A 17968-nucleotide genomic window follows, 5' to 3' on the forward strand; every position below is an offset into this window, starting at 1 on the left:
AATTAAGTATGAGAAAATAACGAAATACCTTGATAAATATATTAGTTTTAAAGACCTATAAATAATTTATCAATACAAACTATAGACCTATATTAAAAATATGATATTATTAAGAAATCTATAACAATGGAGGGGAAATAAGTGAAATTAAAGTCTATAGTAAGTTTTATAGTAATTATTTTAGCATTATCTTGTATGCATCAAATTACATATGCTAGTAATGATGAGCAAGAAGTCTTATCAACTTTAACAAATAACGTCTCAGTAAAAACATACGATGGGTTGTTTGATAAAAATATCGGGCTTGGGACAAATGAAGGAGCAATAAATATTGTTATACGTAGTCAAGCCGATCTTGAGTTATTCAAGTCTTTATCCGCAAGCGGGAAAAAGAAACTATTAAATAATTTGACTCAATCCAACTGGGGGGATTATTTAGGAGTCAAATATTGTTTTGCATCAATCATCTATAATAACAAGCTATATGCCACTTCGAAAATTACATACGACGTAAGTGTTTCAAATATCTTATTACAATATTTTGAACAAGGCACAGATAATATATATCCTTGGAAGATGAATTCATCAAAAGAAGGATCGGTAAACCAGGAAAGTAAAGACTCAGTTAAAAAAAATGAACCTGTTAAAATCGTAACGTTAAAAGATACAGGCGTAATAATAAAAAATAACTCGATGGTACCAGCAGCAGCTGTATTCAAAAGCCTAAATGGCTCAATCCAGATAGATAACAAATCAAAAAATATAACATTAAAGTTTAACAACACTAAGATATCAGGAAAACTAAATTCTAAATACGTTAAAATTAATGGGGTTGGAAGCTCTTACACAGTAGCTCCTCAAATTATCGAAGGGAAATTAATGGTTCCTGTTCAACTTATCAAAGATTTGTTTAAGGCAAAAGTATCAGTTAACAAAGGCTCTAATAATTTTGAAGATTATATTGAATCAGTTACTGTAACTACTTTAACAGCTAAGGTAACAGTGCCTATAAATGATATATACGAGAAATATCAAATGTATATCGGTAAAACAGTTTGGGTTCATACTCCTCAGTTAATAATAGAGGATCAGAACGGCAACTATGTATCAAAAATCAAAAACCTCTCATCAGTGAAAATAACTAGTATTAAAAGGGAACCAGATATTGGATATTGGTTAAACGTTAATTTTATATATAAAGGGAGGACTTACATTGCCTCTTTGAAAGAATATAACTTCCCATTCAGTTTTTATACTGTGAGCCCTTACAAGAAATATAATTTCTCGCAAAACAACTGGAGAAAAATTGAGAATTCTCAAATAAGTATTGGTATGAATTCAGATATGGTTTATTTGTCTTGGGGCATATATGATCGCCATTCAGAAGACTATTACTCATGGGGCTCGACTGACATGTGGGTATACGAAAATTCATATAGTAATGACAAATATCTATATTTTACTAATGATATCTTGCAATCAATTTCTTCATATTAAACAAGAAATAAATTCTGGAAATTACTTTCCTCGAGTTTTGAAAATAAGCTCGATAAACAAAAGTAGCAATACTACGTTGCGGGAAATAGAATAGCGGATTTCATGGATTAATTAGCTTCCTTGGATGCCGCAATCTTATTAGTTCTGTTAGTTTAAAAACTGTCTAATCAATATGTATGTCCTTCTCTTTCTACAGTTTTTGGTTGGTTTAGCGCCTACTCTAATGTAGTACGCATTTCTTTTAATGTCAGTGTTTTCTATGATTGAAATGGATTCAGGGGTAAATCAGATAAATAAGTAAGTTCTCTTATTGATAAATTAGATTAATATAAGCTGTTCGAATTCTTTATCAAGGAGCGTTCCTTCATAGATCAAAATACTACTCCTTAAGTTTTTCCCTACTATTAATATGCATTCCAGAGGTACTCTTGTATGGACAAGGATTAATGGAGGCGGCTAGCATAAAATGAGCAGGAAATATAAAAACAGCCCGGGTTCGGCTAAGCATTACTTGACGATCTTTCTTTAAGTACTACATGGACTTGGCGCTTAGATTCAAAAAGTTCACAGAGGAACAAAATTTCGCAGTGGAATAGTCCCCTCCTTCCAATTATCTCAATATTTATCATACTGAGTAATGAATGAGTGTGGAGAGAACGGAGTCCTGGCCGGACTAGGCAGACATATGTATTTACTTCAATATTAAAAGCTAGAGAGAAACCTAGTAATACCCCTGTCAAGTAGATATATATAAAAGACTAAGCAGCTAGCGCGTGTCGATACTCAATCGGCGCGCGCTGTTTGAGTTTTGCCTGAAAGCGCTGGTAGTTGTAAAAGTAGATGTAATCTTCAACGGCTTGAGGTAGCTCTTCTTCTGATTTGCACTGAAGTAAGTACAACTTTTCCGTTTTGAGATGCGAAAAAAAGGATTCGATGCATGCATTATCTAGGCAGGTTGCTTTGCGAGAGTGGCTGCCTTTAATGCTAAATTCCTTTAATCGTGTGTTGTATGCTTGAGACGTGTATTGGAAGCCTTGATCCGAATGGAGTACGGCTTCTGAGACGTCTCTTTTTCGTGTCCACTGCTTAACGGTGTCGAGTACGAGTTTCACATCGTTACGTCTAGAGACCTGCCAAGCTACAATCTCATTATTAAATAGATCCTGAATCACGGACAAATAATAAAAGTGTGATCCGTCAGAGATATAGGTAATATCGGTCACCATTTTTTGTCCCGGGGCAGTAGCATGAAATTGACGTTTGAGTCGGTTAGGGTATACCACAGACGGTGTATAACTGGATAATTTTCGTTTCTTTCGAATCACAGACTGAATCGACAATTCTTTGTACCTTTTTGTGATTGACACGGTAGCCTGCTTCCCACAGAGCCGTTACCATTCGAGGATAGCGAAATAAGGATGAGCCAAGTGAGTAGCCATCATGTGTTGTTTAATCTCTTGATCCAGGCCTGCTTTCGGGCTGCGATTCAGACGCGATGACCGCCACTTGTAGTAACTGGCTCTTGGCACTCCCACCATAGCTAACAACCTTGTAACACCATGTAGATCTCTCAGTTCCTCAATGATTTCGTAGTTTTGCTGTCGGCTAAGTGTGTCTCCTTTAACAGATTGGGATACCGCTTTTTTAAATAATCTCGTTCTTCTTCGATACTGGAAAATGTCGTGCGAGGGCGTCCTTTCATAGGACTCTCAGAGCCTTACGCGCATCGAATACCTCTCCATCTCGATATTTTCTCACCCATGTTTTTAGTTGTGTGCAACTTCGTATCCCCAACTTGTCTGCTACGGCTTGATAACTCGTCGATCCCTCGAGGTAGCATTGAACTGCTCTTAATTTTAATTCTTCCGTATACGATTGAAAAACTTGTCCCTTTTTAGCCATGAAAATATCCCCTCCAAGTTCTCTCGATGTCTCATGATAACATGAGGCTTTTTTCGAGTGTCTACTTAGAGGGGATAATACCAAACCTAGGGCTTACTCCTGCATCGCTACAGATCTCACATCTAAATTCCGGTACTGAATTGCTTCTGCCACATGTAGTGTTGTAATTTGCTCTTCTTCTGCTAGATCTGCAATCGTACGAGCCATCTTGAGAATCCGATCATAAGATCTCATGCTAAGCCCAAGTGCATCAATGGTCTGATGAAGCATGTCTGCGGCAGGTTTATCAAGAACAGCGGTCCGCCGAAGTAAACTACCCGATAGTTCACTGTTCCATGAGATGGGTAGTCCCTTATACCGATGTTCCTGAACTTTCTGTGCAGCGAGCACTTGTGCCTGGAGCTCAGCAGAAGAGGAAGTAATCTTCACCTCAAGCCCTTCTTTGGGCCGGGGAACTTCGACTTGCAAATCAATCCGGTCTAGCAGCGGTCCAGATATTTTGGCACGATAGGCGGCTATTTTATGAGGAGTACAAGTACACCGCTGCTGCTTAGGATCATTTCCGGCATAGCCGCACGGACAAGGATTCATGGAGGCGGCAAGCATAAAATGAGCAGGGAATGTAAAAGCAGCCCGGGCCCGGCTAAGTGTTACATGACGATCTTCTAGCGGTTGTCTTAGTACTTCAAGGACTTGGCGGTTAAATTCAGGAAGTTCATCGAGAAACAAAATTCCTCGGTGCGCAAGACTGACTTCTCCTGGTTTTGGTATCGTTCCTCCTCCGATCAGGCCGGCGGCTGAAATCGTATGATGTGGAGAACGGAACGGCCGAACCGTTGCTAGTCTACTCAGTCCATCTTTTAGTTTACCTGAAGCACTTAGTACTTTGGTGACTTCGAGTGCTTCTTGATCGGTAAGCGGAGGGAGAATTGTCGGCAGACGTTTAATAAGCATCGTTTTTCCCGTGCCCGGCGGACCGACAAGCATGATATTATGCATTCCAGCGGCGGCAATAGTGAGCGCTCTTTTCACATGTTGCTGACCCAAAACATCAATATAGTCTTCCATAAGATAAGAACCTTCTTCAGAAGATTCTTTACGTGATGAATATGTATTCGTAGAGAGATGAGCGTAGTCTTCGAGCTGTATTCTTCCTTGCTGTAGTTTCCCCTTGGATACAGATGAATTTGCGTCTCCCGACACAGAGGGGACCAAATCTTTTAAATGACGTAGACCATAGACTTCAATTCCTTGGATAACCGAACCTTCGGTTACATTTTCTATGGGAACGACAACAGAATCAAAGCCTTGCCGGCGAGCAAGGTCTACCATACTGAGGATACCAGGTACAGGCCTAAGACTTCCATCGAGTGCTAATTCGCCTAAAAATAAAGTCTTCTTATCTGCCGGAAGGATAAGCTGCTCACTAGTCGTTAAAACGGCCAGAGCAATAGCGAGATCAAAAGAAGACCCTTCTTTACGCAGATCGGCAGGTGCGAGGTTAATGGTAATCCGCTGCAACGGATACTGAAAACCACAGTTTTTGATCGCAGCTCGGACACGTTCTACTGCTTCACGTATAGCAGAGTCAGGAAGTCCGATAATCGAAGTTTGAGGTAATCCGTTAGACAAATCTGTTTCTACTTCAATGAGTACCCCGTCGATCCCGTATAAACAAGCTCCAAATAATTTTCCGTACACAAAAAACACCTCTTTTTCTGTTATCCCACTTCAGATAAGTGGGTATTTAAACATGAAAAAAGGTGCTTCCTTATTTTCAAAACGAATATGAATATTTCAAATTGATTGCAATAGAACGTATGTGTGAACTTTTAGTCTGTATTTCTATGATAATTAATTTTAACTTCAAAAATAAATTTTGGGTTCCACTTAAATGACGTTAGGAGTTTATTATATTCAAATGGAATCATTTACTAGCAAGTTCATTGTAAACAATGATACTTTTCTATGTCAATCTCAATTATAGAAGTATCCATTGGAATGTTAAAAGAATGTTTCAGACACGCATCTTGATTTTTTAATTTATTCGAGTAATCATCTCGGTGGATCGTTGTCGCCCAATTAATATACACACGTCGCCGTTGATTCTGACATTTTGTTTTTGATCAACTGTTTGAGCTCTGTTGTGCTATTCTTCTGCTCAATAGAGCCATGTCTCGTTGGCAACTGCTTAATTTCCTCGTATGATATCTGATCGGTGTTACCCCATTGTATCCAAGGGACTTTATCATACTTGTGGTGCTGGTAATACTTCCAAGGATGGATGCTGCCAGGTGCATAATTATAAGTGCCCATATTTACTGAATCGGTTACGATCAGCCCATTCTCCGTGTGGTAGACAGCTTCAAAGCGTCCATCTGCCGATATAAACTTTACATGATAGGCAGCATCATGCTCGGTTACTTCATACCTATGATATCTGGCGCTGAATAGCCGCCACTTGCCGCATGCAGCAAGTTCACTCATCTCATCTAATCTCTCAGGTGCCTCTCCATACCGATTTAGTATATTCCGAAAATAATGAATTTCCTCAGTGATGTAAGGGAGCTTTCTGACATGCCGATCAAACGTCGCAAAAAACAAATCAAAATGCATATGTCCAATTAACAACTCAGGATGTTTCTCTAAATCATACATCATACGAGTGAGAATCGCGTGTGCCGCAAACGCTTTGGAATGATCGAATATGTACCATCTGCGATACCCTGAGCGAATTTGAGTATACTGGGCAGAGAGTTCGGAAAAATATGCCTCGCTTAGAAAATCAGCTTTGATATCCACATCTACAACGGGATATTCCACGTTTTCTGCCAGGTGTTCTAATCCATATATCGAAATTGTTGTCACCATAAAAAAGATGAGGACGACGATTTTTGGCGGCCATCTTTTCATTATTATTCTAATTTCCGAATCCGTCCTTCTTTAGATATTCGCCTAGATCTTGATATATAATTCCGAAAGCACTACTGATGATGTTGTATTTCTGCATGTGCTGTTTGAAGTATTCTAGGGCAAGATTTATTCTATCTTCACTAATTTCTACATTTGGTATTTCATACCCTGCTGCAATTGGAAGGGTGAGAGAAGGGACTTTGTGTTACATATATATTTCCTGCAATCTAATTTTTCGTAATAAACTAAGGGTGCCACTAAATGATTGAAAATTAAATATGGTATTTTAGATTTGCTATGATAAAATAAGATACAAAGATTGGGTTGTTTAAGTATTTTGCATCAGAATCCAACATGATTTGAATGCCAGGGAGCAGGTGGAATATTAATGAAAATTCATGAAGAGTTAAAGCTGGAGAACCAGCTTTGTTTTGCTATATATGCTTGTTCAAGAGAGATAACAAAGCTTTACCAGCCACACCTAGACAAAATTGGTGTCACCTATTCCCAGTACTTAGTGCTCATGGTGTTATGGGAGCGAGAGGAATGTACAGTGAAGGAGATTGGTGAAGCTCTGTATCTCGATTCCGGTACCCTTACTCCGCTGCTTAAACGTATGCAGACCGCAGGACTGATCAACAGAGAGCGTTCTGTACATGATGAAAGAAAGGTACTTATTTCGCTGACTGAAAAAGGAAAAATGTTGCAGGATGAAGCGGTTCATATCCCGAATGCGATGCGGAATCAAGCTTGTCTTGATGATGACCAGTTTACATCTTTATTAAATCAATTCACAAGTCTATTAACACAGGTTCACGAAAATAATGTCGAAGACAAACAAAAGAAGAACTAAGACTATAAATTAATGAGCTTTGACTAGTCTAGAAACGGAAGAACCTTCTACTACTCATGATATTGAGCATAGAAGGTTTTTCCATTTTTACCCAAACATTCTTTATTTGGAATGATATCGATATCAAAATACACTCAGTTTGATATCGATTTTTAAGGTAAGCGTTTTAAAAACGTGTTACAATGATGTGGGTTTATAAGGAAATATGACTAACTAGCCCGCCTTGTTGCAGTCATGTTGATAGGAGGATTCGAGAATGAATATCCATGAATATCAAGGAAAAGAAGTACTGAAACAGTACGGAGTTGCCGTTCCTAACGGAAAAGTAGCTTACACAGTTGAAGAAGCGGTTGAAGCCGCTGCGTCGCTGGGAAGCCCGGTGACTGTAGTGAAAGCACAGATCCACGCAGGTGGACGTGGTAAAGCAGGCGGCGTAAAAGTAGCCAAATCTATGGATGAAGTACGTGAATATGCCTCTGAAATTCTTGGGAAAGTGCTTGTAACGCACCAAACAGGACCAGAAGGCAAAGAAGTGAAAAGACTTCTTATTGAAGAAGGTTGCGATATTCGTAAAGAGTATTATGTGGGAGTTGTCGTGGATCGTGCAACAGGACGAGTAGTTCTGATGGCTTCCGAAGAAGGCGGTACTGAGATCGAAGAAGTAGCAGAAGCTACACCAGAGAAGATTTTCAAAGAAATCGTTGATCCGGCTGTTGGACTTCAGGTATTCCAAGCCCGCAGACTCGCGTATGCAATTAACATTCCTAATGAGCTCGTAAACAAAGCAACGAAATTTATGCTTGCACTGTACGAAGCTTTTGTGGAGAAAGATTGTTCTATTGCAGAGATCAACCCGCTTGTAGTAACAGGTGATGGTAATGTGATGGCACTGGATGCGAAGCTGAACTTTGATTCCAATGCTCTTTATCGTCATAAAGATATTCAGGCACTTCGTGATCTGGATGAAGAAGATGAGAAAGAAATCGAAGCTTCCAAGTTTGATCTGAGCTACATAGCATTAGATGGGAACATCGGCTGTATGGTTAACGGAGCAGGTCTTGCTATGGCAACGATGGACATTATTAAATATTACGGTGGGGACCCGGCTAACTTCCTTGATGTAGGGGGCGGTGCTACAACCGAAAAAGTAACAGAAGCTTTTAAAATTATTTTGTCTGATGCAAAAGTAGAAGGTATTTTTGTTAATATCTTCGGCGGTATTATGCGTTGTGACGTAATTGCGGACGGGGTAGTGGAAGCTGCAAAACAGCTCGGTCTTACGAAACCGCTCGTTGTAAGATTAGAAGGTACGAATGTTGATCTTGGCAAAAAGATTTTGTCAGAATCCGGCCTTAACATCGTAGCAGCGGATTCGATGGCAGACGGTGCACAAAAAATCGTTGCCCTCGTGAAATAATTCATTCCTTTTCGGGGATACCCGAACACTTGAAAATAACCGTAGGGGATGTGAACGATCGTGAGTATTTTGGTAAATAAAGATACAAAAGTGATTACACAAGGTATCACGGGTGCGACTGCGAAGTTTCATGCGAAAGGTGCGCTAGACTATGGCACGCAAATGGTAGGCGGAGTGACCCCGGGTAAAGGCGGCACGACGGTCGACATCGAACTCGAAAATGGCAGTGTAGTTAAGCTTCCCGTGTACAACACCGTAAATGAAGCAAAAGAAGCAACAGGCGCAACAGCAAGTGTTATTTATGTACCGCCTGCTTTTGCCGCAGATTCTATTATGGAAGCTGTAGATGCTGAACTTGATCTTGTGATCTGTATTACGGAAGGAATTCCGGTACTCGACATGATCAAAGTAAAACGTTATATGGAAGGCAAGGATACGGTTTTGATCGGTCCGAACTGCCCAGGCGTTATTACTCCAGGTGAATGTAAGATCGGTATTATGCCGGGCTACATTCATATGCCAGGTCATGTGGGAGTCGTATCCCGTAGCGGTACGCTGACGTACGAAGCGGTTCATCAGCTTACAACACGTGGTATTGGACAGTCATCTGCCGTAGGAATCGGCGGAGACCCTGTTAAAGGATCCGAATTCATTGATATTTTATCTCGCTTTAATGATGACCCTGATACACATGCAGTTATTATGATTGGTGAAATCGGGGGTACTGCTGAGGAAGAAGCAGCAGAATGGATTCGTGATAATATGACAAAACCTGTCGTCGGTTTCATTGGCGGGGTTACAGCACCTCCAGGAAAACGGATGGGTCATGCGGGCGCTATTATCTCCGGTGGTAAAGGTACAGCGAAAGAGAAGATTGCAAAACTTGAATCTTGCGGCATTCGGGTATCTCCAACTCCATCTGAAATGGGCTCTACGCTTGTAAGTGTACTGGAAGATCGCGGAATTCTTAACCTTTGTACGACTCATTAATATCATGTAGCAGTCTGACAAACCTTGTTATGAAGACTTGTTAAAATTTTTTTCTTCTATATAATAGGGGCAAACCCGAATCTGATTTCAGCCTAAAAGGTAAGCAACCTTTTTGTCGAATATATCGACAGAAGGGTTGCTTTTTGTATTTTATTACAGTTTTTTTTCGTTAGTCAAAGAAAGGGTGGAGAGTATGGAAGAGAGACATATTTTATTTGGACTTCAAGAGATGGATGGGATCGGACGTAAAACCATTAGAAGATGGATGACGAGTGGAAATTTATTATCGGACATGCTAAAATACGAAACTCAGGACTGGATTCAGTCAGGACTCTCGGCAGCAAGAGCTGCTGTGATGAAAGAATGCTTCCATGAATCATTTATTTATGAGAAACTTGAGCTGCTTCATAAGGAACGTATCGAAATTGTAACCTATTACGATAAAGAGTATCCTATATTATTGAAGGAAACGGCGGACCCGCCTTGGGTTCTATACATAAAAGGGAATGCTAGTTTGCTTCATAAGCCGTCTATAGCGATGGTTGGAACCCGAGTTCCTACAGGTTACGGAAAAAAAGTAGGTGAGGTGTTCGCTTCACAGCTATGCAAGGCAGGATATACGATTGTCAGCGGTCTTGCACGCGGAATAGATAGTGTATGTCACGAAGCTGCTATTCGCGCAGATGGTTTAACGATTGCTGTCCTTGGTGCAGGGCTGTCACATATTTATCCCGCCGAAAACCATGCTTTAGCGAGCCGGATTGCTTCTAGCGGATTGTTAATATCCGAATATCCAATGCACCAAAAACCAAGGCCCGGTTTATTTCCTGAGAGAAACAGGATTATTGCGGGACTGAGTTTAGGTACACTTGTGGTAGAAGCCGATTTACGCAGCGGATCTTTAATTACGGCTGATGCTGCATTAGAAGCAGGACGCGATGTATTTGCAGTTCCCGGACCGATTACATCTCCTAAAAGTCAGGGGACGCTTAATTTAATCAAGCAAGGGGCTGCGCTAGTAACTAAAGTAGAAGATATTACGGATGAGTACAAACACCTAATGAATTTAGCTAGAGAAGACAAGCAAGAACAAGCCGGAGTTTATCCTGAAATGGGATCATCAGCATCACTCCAGGAACTGATCCCTGAACTTACGGAAGAAGAAAGAAAAGTAGTTGATTTACTTGAAGCGGGCCCTATGACACTAGATGATTTTGTGGACAGGCTTCATCTTGATTTTGGACATTTGCATTCAGTTCTGTTATCTTTAATCATAAAAAAGCAGATTATACAATTACCTGGAGCTATATATAAGTTAATATAGATCCCTTTGGCGTGATTTTACGTGTGATTTCGTCATAGGGCATGCAGGCTATATTTTGAGAGGAGGATGAACCTATGGCGGATTCACTCGTCATCGTGGAGTCTCCTTCGAAAGCCAAAACGATAGGGAAATATCTCGGAAGTAAGTATATCGTTAAGGCTTCGATGGGGCATATCCGCGATTTGCCAAAAAGTCAGATTGGCGTAGAAGTGGAAAATGATTTTAACCCTAAATATATTACCATCCGCGGAAAAGGTTCTGTACTGAAAGAACTAAAGGATGCTTCGAAAAAAGTGAAAAAAGTTTATCTGGCGGCTGACCCCGATCGTGAGGGGGAAGCGATTGCCTGGCATCTGGCTCATGCACTTGATCTTGATCAGACAGAAAGCTGCCGGGTTGTTTTTAATGAAATTACGAAACAAGCGGTAAAAGATGCTTTTAAAACACCGCGTAAAATAAATATGGACCTCGTGAATGCACAACAAGCAAGACGTATTCTTGATCGACTGGTAGGTTACAAGATCAGTCCTTTACTTTGGAAAAAAGTAAAAAAAGGATTGTCTGCTGGGCGTGTACAATCCGTTGCAGTTAAGATTATTCTTGACCGTGAGAACGAAATCGATGATTTTATTCCGGAAGAATACTGGAGCATTACTGCAAAACTAAGTGCAGACGGTAGCCCAATGGAAGCGAAGTTCCATAAGTGGAACGGAACCAAAACGGAACTGACAAACGAAGAACAAGTGAATTCGATACTGGGACAAATTGAGAATGAAGATTTCACGGTTAAAGAAGTAAAAGAGAAGGAACGGACACGTAATCCGTCGGCTCCTTTTACAACAAGTTCATTACAGCAGGAAGCGGCTCGTAAACTTAATTTTCGTGCTGCCAAAACGATGTCTGTCGCACAGCAGTTATATGAGGGTGTAGATCTTGGTAAAGAAGGAACGGTAGGTTTAATCACCTATATGCGTACCGACTCCACTCGTATTGCGACATCGGCTCAAGAAGAAGCGAAAGAGTTCATTTCTCAGAAATATGGAGAAACTTTCGTACCGGAAACATTCCGTCAGTATTCTAAAAAAGCAGCCAACGCTCAAGAGGCGCACGAAGCGATTCGTCCTACCTCGATTCTAAGAGATCCAGATTCCGTGAAAGCATATACAAGCAGAGATCAATTCCGTCTGTATAAACTCATTTGGGAACGTTTCGTAGCGAGTCAAATGTCTTCTGCTATTCTTGATACTTTATCTGTAGATATTACTGCTGGGGATGCAACGTTCCGTGCTACAGGATCAAAAGTGCGTTTCCCTGGATTCATGAAAGTGTATGTAGAAGGAAATGATGATGGTACTACGGAAGAAGATAAGCTTTTGCCTCCGCTTAAAAGTGGAGATGCACTAGTCAAACAAGATATTGAACCAAAACAGCATTTTACTCAGCCACCACCGCGCTATACAGAGGCTCGTCTAGTTAAAACGCTTGAAGAACTTGGAATAGGACGTCCAAGTACGTATGCTCCTACCCTGGAAACCATACAAAAACGGGGTTATGTAGCGATTGAAGAGAAGAAGTTTATGCCTACAGAACTTGGTGAACTCGTCATTGAACAGATGGAAACCTTCTTCCCGGAGATCCTAGATGTAGAGTTTACCGCACATATGGAAGAAGATCTTGACCATGTGGAAGAAGGTTCAGAGGATTGGGTGAGAGTACTCGCACAGTTTTACGGCTCTTTTGAGAAACGTCTTGAAGTAGCGGAAGAAGAAATGAAGGAAATCGAGATCGAAGATGAAGTTTCCGATGAAATTTGTGAAAAATGCGGGAAGCCGCTTGTATATAAATTAGGTCGTTTCGGTAAATTCTTAGCTTGCTCTGGTTTTCCTGATTGTCGTAATACGAAACCAATCATTAAAGACACAGGTATTGTATGTCCAACTTGTAAGGAAGGACATGTCGTTGAGCGCAGAAGTAAAAAAGGTCGTGTATTCTTTGGCTGTGACCGTTATCCAGAATGTGATTTCGTGTCTTGGGATAAGCCGTCCGTCAAACCTTGCCCGAGCTGCTCATCTCTCATGGTAGAGAAACGGAATAAGCAAGGAACGAAGCTGAAATGTACGGTATGCGATCATACTGAAATCATGGAAGAACCAGATGATGAGTCTGTTGAAATATAAAATACTAACAATGATATAGTGAAACCGGATAGACCGGACTGCTGTCAGCAGGTGGAAATAATAAAGAGATGCTGTCAGCAGCAGGGAGGAAATATAATGAGTGATAAAGTACAACAAGTAACCGTTATTGGAGCAGGTCTCGCAGGAAGTGAAGCAGCATGGCAAATCGCCCAAAGAGGTGTGCCTGTTAAGCTGTATGAGATGCGCCCTGTTGTTAAAACGCCTGCTCACCATACGAATCAATTTGCTGAACTTGTATGCAGTAATTCGCTGCGGGCTAATGGACTTACGAACGCGGTAGGTGTATTAAAAGAAGAAATGAGAATGATGGATTCGCTCGTAATCGGCTCCGCTGACCGTAATGCGGTACCAGCGGGCGGCGCTCTGGCTGTGGATCGAGATGGTTTTTCCGGTGAAATTACACGTATGCTTCATGAACATCCTCTAGTAGAAGTGGTAAATGAGGAGATTCAGGAAATTCCTACAGAAGGAATCGTCGTTATTGCGACAGGACCTTTAACTTCTCCGGCTCTATCTGCACAGATTAAAGAGCTAATGGGCGAGGAGTATTTTTACTTCTACGACGCAGCTGCACCGATTGTAGAAAAAGACTCTATTGATATGAGCAAAGTATATTTGGCTTCAAGATATGATAAAGGTGAAGCTGCTTATCTCAATTGTCCAATGAATGAAGAAGAATTCAATCGCTTTTATGACGCGCTCATTTCAGCAGAAGTTGCTGAACTCAAAGAATTCGAAAAAGAAATCTACTTTGAAGGCTGTATGCCGATTGAAGTGATGATGAAGCGTGGTAAACAAACGGCATTGTTTGGTCCTATGAAACCCGTAGGTCTTGTGAATCCTCACACAGGTGAACTTCCTTATGCGGTCGTTCAATTGCGTCAGGATAATGCAGCGGGGACTTTATATAATCTAGTAGGATTCCAAACACATCTGAAATGGGGAGAACAAAAACGAGTATTCCAAATGATTCCTGGTCTTGAGAATGCCGAATTTGTCCGTTATGGTGTGATGCATCGTAATACATTTATTAATTCTCCAAAATTGCTTGAACCAACGTATCAATTCAAATCTCGCCCTAATCTGTTCTTTGCTGGACAAATGACAGGGGTTGAAGGTTATGTAGAGTCGGCGGCTTCCGGACTTATCGCTGGTATGAATGCTGCAAATCTTGCACTAGGTCAAGATTTGTTTGTGCTTCCAAAAGAGAGTACACTAGGAAGTATGGCGCATTATATTACCACTGCCGATTTCAAACATTTCCAGCCGATGAATGCAAACTTTGGATTGCTTCCGAGTCTTGAACGTAAGATACGCAACAAGAAAGAAAAGAATGAGGCACTTGCGAATCGTGCTTTAGAAAGTATTCAACACTTCAAAGAAGAAAAAGGACTATCCACGGGGAAGTAAGGATAGGCTAGCACGAACGCCCGGCAAGTCTTTTTCTGACATGCCGGGCTTTTTTTAAACGAATGGAAGAGGAGGTTTCATGATGCAAACGACATTTCATGCGACGACGATTTGTGCTGTACGTCATAACGGCAAAGCAGCGATTGCTGGGGATGGGCAGGTAACAATGGGAGAATCCGTAGTAATGAAAAATACAGCGAAGAAAGTTCGCAGGTTATACCGAGGTCAAGTTGTGGCTGGTTTTGCAGGATCCGTTGCCGATGCAATTACACTATTTGAGAAATTTGAAGGTAAGCTTGAGGAACATCATGGGAATCTTCAGCGTGCAGCAGTGGAACTCGCTAAAGATTGGCGCCAGGATCGTGTACTTCGAAAATTAGAAGCGCTGATGATTGTAATGGACAAAACCGGTATGCTGCTGATTTCAGGCGGTGGAGAAATTATTGAACCAGATGATGATCTGCTTGCGATTGGTTCTGGTGGAAATTATGCTTTGTCTGCCGCAAGAGCAATGAAACGAACGGCTTCACACCTGGAAGCCAAGGATATGGCTCGTGAAGCACTTCTTGTGGCTTCTGAGATCTGTGTCTATACAAACAGTAATATTATTGTGGAAGAACTGTAAACTGAATCTATTTCATATTTTAATGAGTTATGAAATGGATTCAAACTATTTTAATATAAGATAAATTAACCGGGAGGGAAGAAGATGTTAAACGAAGCTTTAACCCCTAGACAAATCGTAAGTGAACTAGACAAATATATCGTGGGACAAAAGCAAGCCAAGAAATCGGTTGCTGTAGCCCTGCGAAATAGATACCGCCGCAGTAGACTTCCTGAGCATGCTCAGGATGAAATTGTACCCAAAAACATACTTATGATCGGACCTACCGGTGTAGGTAAAACGGAAATTGCTAGACGATTAGCTAAACTCGTAGGTGCTCCATTTGTAAAAGTAGAGGCGACGAAATTTACCGAAGTGGGTTACGTTGGTCGTGACGTGGAGTCCATGGTTAGAGATTTAATTGAGACAGCCATTCGTATAGTCAAGCTTGAAAAAACAGAAAAGGTCAAGGACAAAGCCGAAGAAAATGCGAATGAACGCATTGTACAAATCCTTGTTCCTTCCGCAAATAAATCTAAAAATCAGAAGAATCCGTTCGAGATGATTTTTGGTAATCATAATCAACAGACGGAGGAAGCAGATCCTGCACAAGAAGCGAACATTTCGGAGCGCAGACGCAAAGTGAAATTTGAACTGCTATCTGGTCAGCTTGAGAATGATGTTATTGAGATTGACGTAGAAGATGCAGCACCGAACATGTTTGACATGTTCGCTGGTCAAGGAAATGACCAAATGGGTATGAATATGCAAGAGATGTTTGGGAACTTCCTGCCAAAACGCACAAAAAAACGCAAGCTCAGTATAAAAGAGGCGCGTAAAGTTCTCATTCAAGAAGAAGCTAGCAAACTGATTGATATGGACGATGTAACGCAAGAGTCCATCAGACGCGCTGAGCAATCGGGTATCATCTTTATTGATGAGATAGATAAAGTAGCCAGCCAGGGACGCGGATCAGGCCCTGACGTCTCTCGTGAGGGTGTTCAGAGGGATATTCTCCCTATAGTGGAAGGATCGACCGTAATGACCAAATACGGCCCTGTGAAGACGGATTATATTTTGTTTATTGCTGCGGGTGCATTTCATGTGTCCAAACCGTCGGATCTGATTCCAGAACTCCAGGGACGTTTCCCAATTCGTGTGGAATTGAATAGCCTCACACTGGATGATTTTGTTTCTATTTTGACAGAACCTAAAAATGCACTGACCAAACAGTATACAGATCTTCTTCTGACAGAAGATATCGAAATTGAATTTTCACCAGAAGCTATTCGCGAGATCGCTAATATCGCAGAAGCTGTTAATCAAAGCACGGAGAATATTGGTGCCAGAAGACTCCATACTATCTTAGAAAAACTATTGGAGGATCTTTCTTTTGAAGCACCAGAACTCACACTTGATAAGATGCTCATTACGCCAGAATACGTAAAAGAGAAGCTAGGTGAGATTGCGAAGGATCGTGATCTTAGCCAATACATTCTTTAAAATAAAAGCTCTTTAAAGGATAACTCCTTTAAAGGGCTTTTTTTATGCGTTAATTTTCGTTTTAATGCAAAATATGTAGTGTGAAATAATTAGTTAACAGTAAATAAGACGTTTAAATGACAATAAATGCGTTTAACTATATTATAGACTGGTTCAATATCTCCATTTTGACGACATATAATTGACACTGAGCATCTTAGAAATAAGAAATAGGTTGAAAAAACCTACATTTTATAGGACTCTTTTTTCATTAGAATGAAGTTATTTTGTGGTTTATACCCAAAAAGTCCTTAATGATGATAAAAGATAGGGCTTTTTTCTTATTGTAATAAATGCCCAAGTGAAAGAAACTTATGTTATATGACAAATAACTTCGTAATTCTACTAAAGACCTATGAAAAGAAACAATGAATGCCACATTTGTCGAAAATGAGTCGGCTAAGGTCTTATTTTATATAGAAGTCATTTTTAGGAATTAAATAAGGGAGGTAAGTGTTATTAATTTGTTGAACGATAGTAGCTTTAAGACACTTCAAGCGGGAATTGATGCTGCAAACATCAGACAGCGTGCGATTGCTAACAATATAGCCAATAGTGACACCCCTTATTTCAAGCGGTCTGAAGTCAAATTCGAAGAGTTTTTGCAAGATGAAATGAAAGGGAATGTAAGTACATTAAGTGGGAAAACGACAAATGAGAAACATATTCCTATAGGTCTTAGTAGCAAAACCCCTGCTGCGCGAATTTCGACAGATCATAATACGATAATGAATAATAACGAAAACAATGTCGATGTGGATAAGGAAATGACCCTTTTGGCAGAGAATCAACTTCGTTACAATGCCTACATCCAGCAGGTCACAGAACAAATTAAGATGATGCGTATTGCAACGGGAGGGAGTAGCTGATGAACATTAGTAATAGCTTTGACATTAGTTCTTCTGCATTAACTGCTCAGCGTCTTCGGATGGATGTAATTTCCTCAAACATTGCAAATGCAGAAACAACGAGAGCGAAGATGGAGAACGGTGAAGCAGTACCTTATAAACGAAAAATGGTTGTACTAGAAACTAGCAAATCAAGCTTTAAAAATATGCTTCAGGCACAAATGGAAGGCAAGGACATTCAGCAAGGTGTCATCGCAACCTCCATTCAGGAAGATACAGCGCCACTCAAATCGGTGTATAACCCAACACATCCGGATGCAAACACCGAAGGGTACGTATATATGCCTAACGTTGATATAACCAAAGAAATGGTAGATTTAATTAGTGCTTCAAGATCTTATGAAGCAAATGTGACAGCACTAAATGCTTCAAAAGCAATGGTGTCGAAAGCACTTGAGATCGGCAGATAG

General features: G+C 40.6%; 17 protein-coding genes. 11 read left to right on the top strand and 6 right to left on the bottom strand.

Translation table 11 applies throughout. The features are described from left to right. The first annotated feature begins 141 nt into the window (after window positions 1–141). On the top strand, window positions 142–1497 hold the full coding sequence (locus H9647_RS26115) for a copper amine oxidase N-terminal domain-containing protein (protein ID WP_191798340.1): 1356 nt from the start codon (window positions 142–144) through the stop codon (window positions 1495–1497). A gap of 379 nt (window positions 1498–1876) precedes the next feature. On the opposite strand, the gene H9647_RS26280 is transcribed toward H9647_RS26115, so the two are convergent. From H9647_RS26280 to H9647_RS03945, 6 genes are all read right to left on the bottom strand, one after another. Beyond that, window positions 1877–2005, bottom strand: a complete 129-nt coding sequence (locus tag H9647_RS26280; RefSeq protein ID WP_225229024.1) for a hypothetical protein — start codon at window positions 2003–2005, stop codon at window positions 1877–1879. A 250-nt stretch (window positions 2006–2255) separates the two neighbouring features. Continuing rightward, on the bottom strand, window positions 2256–2864 hold the full coding sequence (locus H9647_RS03925; protein WP_191798342.1) for an IS3 family transposase: 609 nt from the start codon (window positions 2862–2864) through the stop codon (window positions 2256–2258). A 24-nt stretch (window positions 2865–2888) separates the two neighbouring features. After that, window positions 2889–3044 (bottom strand): hypothetical protein, encoded by a 156-nt coding sequence (locus H9647_RS03930; protein WP_191798344.1) that lies wholly within the window; start codon window positions 3042–3044, stop codon window positions 2889–2891. A gap of 151 nt (window positions 3045–3195) precedes the next feature. Beyond that, entirely contained in the window at window positions 3196–3399 is a 204-nt protein-coding gene (locus H9647_RS25665) for a transposase (protein WP_225229025.1), read from the bottom strand. A 93-nt stretch (window positions 3400–3492) separates the two neighbouring features. Then, window positions 3493–5100 carry a YifB family Mg chelatase-like AAA ATPase gene (locus H9647_RS03940; RefSeq protein ID WP_191798346.1) on the bottom strand — a complete coding sequence of 536 codons (1608 nt, stop codon included), beginning with the start codon at window positions 5098–5100 and terminating at the stop codon, window positions 3493–3495. A 381-nt stretch (window positions 5101–5481) separates the two neighbouring features. Further along, the gene (locus H9647_RS03945) at window positions 5482–6312 is read right to left on the bottom strand and encodes a hypothetical protein (protein ID WP_225229026.1); all 831 of its coding nucleotides are present in this window, start codon (window positions 6310–6312) and stop codon (window positions 5482–5484) included. A gap of 388 nt (window positions 6313–6700) precedes the next feature. Here H9647_RS03945 and H9647_RS03950 point away from each other — a divergent pair, with 388 nt between their 5' ends. The 10 genes from H9647_RS03950 to flgC all read left to right on the top strand — a co-directional run bounded on the left by H9647_RS03950 (window position 6701) and on the right by flgC (window position 17968). Continuing rightward, window positions 6701–7165, top strand: coding sequence for a MarR family winged helix-turn-helix transcriptional regulator (locus tag H9647_RS03950; protein WP_191798348.1), 465 nt, complete (start codon window positions 6701–6703; stop codon window positions 7163–7165). A gap of 256 nt (window positions 7166–7421) precedes the next feature. After that, the gene (gene sucC / locus H9647_RS03955) at window positions 7422–8582 is read left to right on the top strand and encodes an ADP-forming succinate--CoA ligase subunit beta (protein WP_191798350.1); all 1161 of its coding nucleotides are present in this window, start codon (window positions 7422–7424) and stop codon (window positions 8580–8582) included. Window positions 8583–8642: 60 nt separating this feature from the next. After that, entirely contained in the window at window positions 8643–9572 is a 930-nt protein-coding gene (gene sucD, locus H9647_RS03960; protein WP_191798352.1) for a succinate--CoA ligase subunit alpha, read from the top strand. Window positions 9573–9765: 193 nt separating this feature from the next. Then, the gene (gene dprA, locus H9647_RS03965; protein WP_191798354.1) at window positions 9766–10896 is read left to right on the top strand and encodes a DNA-processing protein DprA; all 1131 of its coding nucleotides are present in this window, start codon (window positions 9766–9768) and stop codon (window positions 10894–10896) included. Window positions 10897–10970: 74 nt separating this feature from the next. Further along, complete coding sequence (gene topA, locus H9647_RS03970) at window positions 10971–13073, top strand: type I DNA topoisomerase (protein WP_191798356.1); 2103 nt, start codon at window positions 10971–10973, stop codon at window positions 13071–13073. A gap of 96 nt (window positions 13074–13169) precedes the next feature. After that, the gene (gene trmFO, locus H9647_RS03975) at window positions 13170–14504 is read left to right on the top strand and encodes an FADH(2)-oxidizing methylenetetrahydrofolate--tRNA-(uracil(54)-C(5))-methyltransferase TrmFO (RefSeq protein ID WP_191798358.1); all 1335 of its coding nucleotides are present in this window, start codon (window positions 13170–13172) and stop codon (window positions 14502–14504) included. An 82-nt stretch (window positions 14505–14586) separates the two neighbouring features. Then, window positions 14587–15129 carry an ATP-dependent protease subunit HslV gene (gene hslV / locus H9647_RS03980; protein ID WP_191798653.1) on the top strand — a complete coding sequence of 181 codons (543 nt, stop codon included), beginning with the start codon at window positions 14587–14589 and terminating at the stop codon, window positions 15127–15129. An 84-nt stretch (window positions 15130–15213) separates the two neighbouring features. Beyond that, a complete protein-coding gene (gene hslU / locus H9647_RS03985) occupies window positions 15214–16611 on the top strand; it encodes an ATP-dependent protease ATPase subunit HslU (protein ID WP_191798360.1) in 1398 nt (465 codons plus the stop codon). A 497-nt stretch (window positions 16612–17108) separates the two neighbouring features. Further along, window positions 17109–17519, top strand: a complete 411-nt coding sequence (flgB, locus tag H9647_RS03990; RefSeq protein WP_191798654.1) for a flagellar basal body rod protein FlgB — start codon at window positions 17109–17111, stop codon at window positions 17517–17519. After that, window positions 17519–17968 (top strand): flagellar basal body rod protein FlgC, encoded by a 450-nt coding sequence (gene flgC / locus H9647_RS03995; protein ID WP_191798362.1) that lies wholly within the window; start codon window positions 17519–17521, stop codon window positions 17966–17968. Before flgB ends, flgC begins: the two co-directional genes overlap by 1 nt.

Source organism: Paenibacillus gallinarum, from assembly GCF_014836635.1.
Classification (GTDB): Bacteria; Bacillota; Bacilli; order Paenibacillales; family Paenibacillaceae; genus Paenibacillus; species Paenibacillus gallinarum.

Excerpts from the sequence above, each read along its gene's own strand:
- H9647_RS26280 (WP_225229024.1), bottom strand. The coding sequence starts at position 2,005 with ATGCTTAGCCGAACCCGGGCTGTTTTTATATTTCCTGCTCATTTTATG.
- H9647_RS25665 (WP_225229025.1), bottom strand. The coding sequence starts at position 3,399 with ATGGCTAAAAAGGGACAAGTTTTTCAATCGTATACGGAAGAATTAAAA.
- H9647_RS03945 (WP_225229026.1), bottom strand. The coding sequence starts at position 6,312 with ATGAAAAGATGGCCGCCAAAAATCGTCGTCCTCATCTTTTTTATGGTG.
- H9647_RS03950 (WP_191798348.1), top strand. The coding sequence starts at position 6,701 with ATGAAAATTCATGAAGAGTTAAAGCTGGAGAACCAGCTTTGTTTTGCT.
- sucC (WP_191798350.1), top strand. The coding sequence starts at position 7,422 with ATGAATATCCATGAATATCAAGGAAAAGAAGTACTGAAACAGTACGGA.
- dprA (WP_191798354.1), top strand. The coding sequence starts at position 9,766 with ATGGAAGAGAGACATATTTTATTTGGACTTCAAGAGATGGATGGGATC.
- topA (WP_191798356.1), top strand. The coding sequence starts at position 10,971 with ATGGCGGATTCACTCGTCATCGTGGAGTCTCCTTCGAAAGCCAAAACG.
- trmFO (WP_191798358.1), top strand. The coding sequence starts at position 13,170 with ATGAGTGATAAAGTACAACAAGTAACCGTTATTGGAGCAGGTCTCGCA.
- hslV (WP_191798653.1), top strand. The coding sequence starts at position 14,587 with ATGCAAACGACATTTCATGCGACGACGATTTGTGCTGTACGTCATAAC.
- hslU (WP_191798360.1), top strand. The coding sequence starts at position 15,214 with ATGTTAAACGAAGCTTTAACCCCTAGACAAATCGTAAGTGAACTAGAC.
- flgC (WP_191798362.1), top strand. The coding sequence starts at position 17,519 with ATGAACATTAGTAATAGCTTTGACATTAGTTCTTCTGCATTAACTGCT.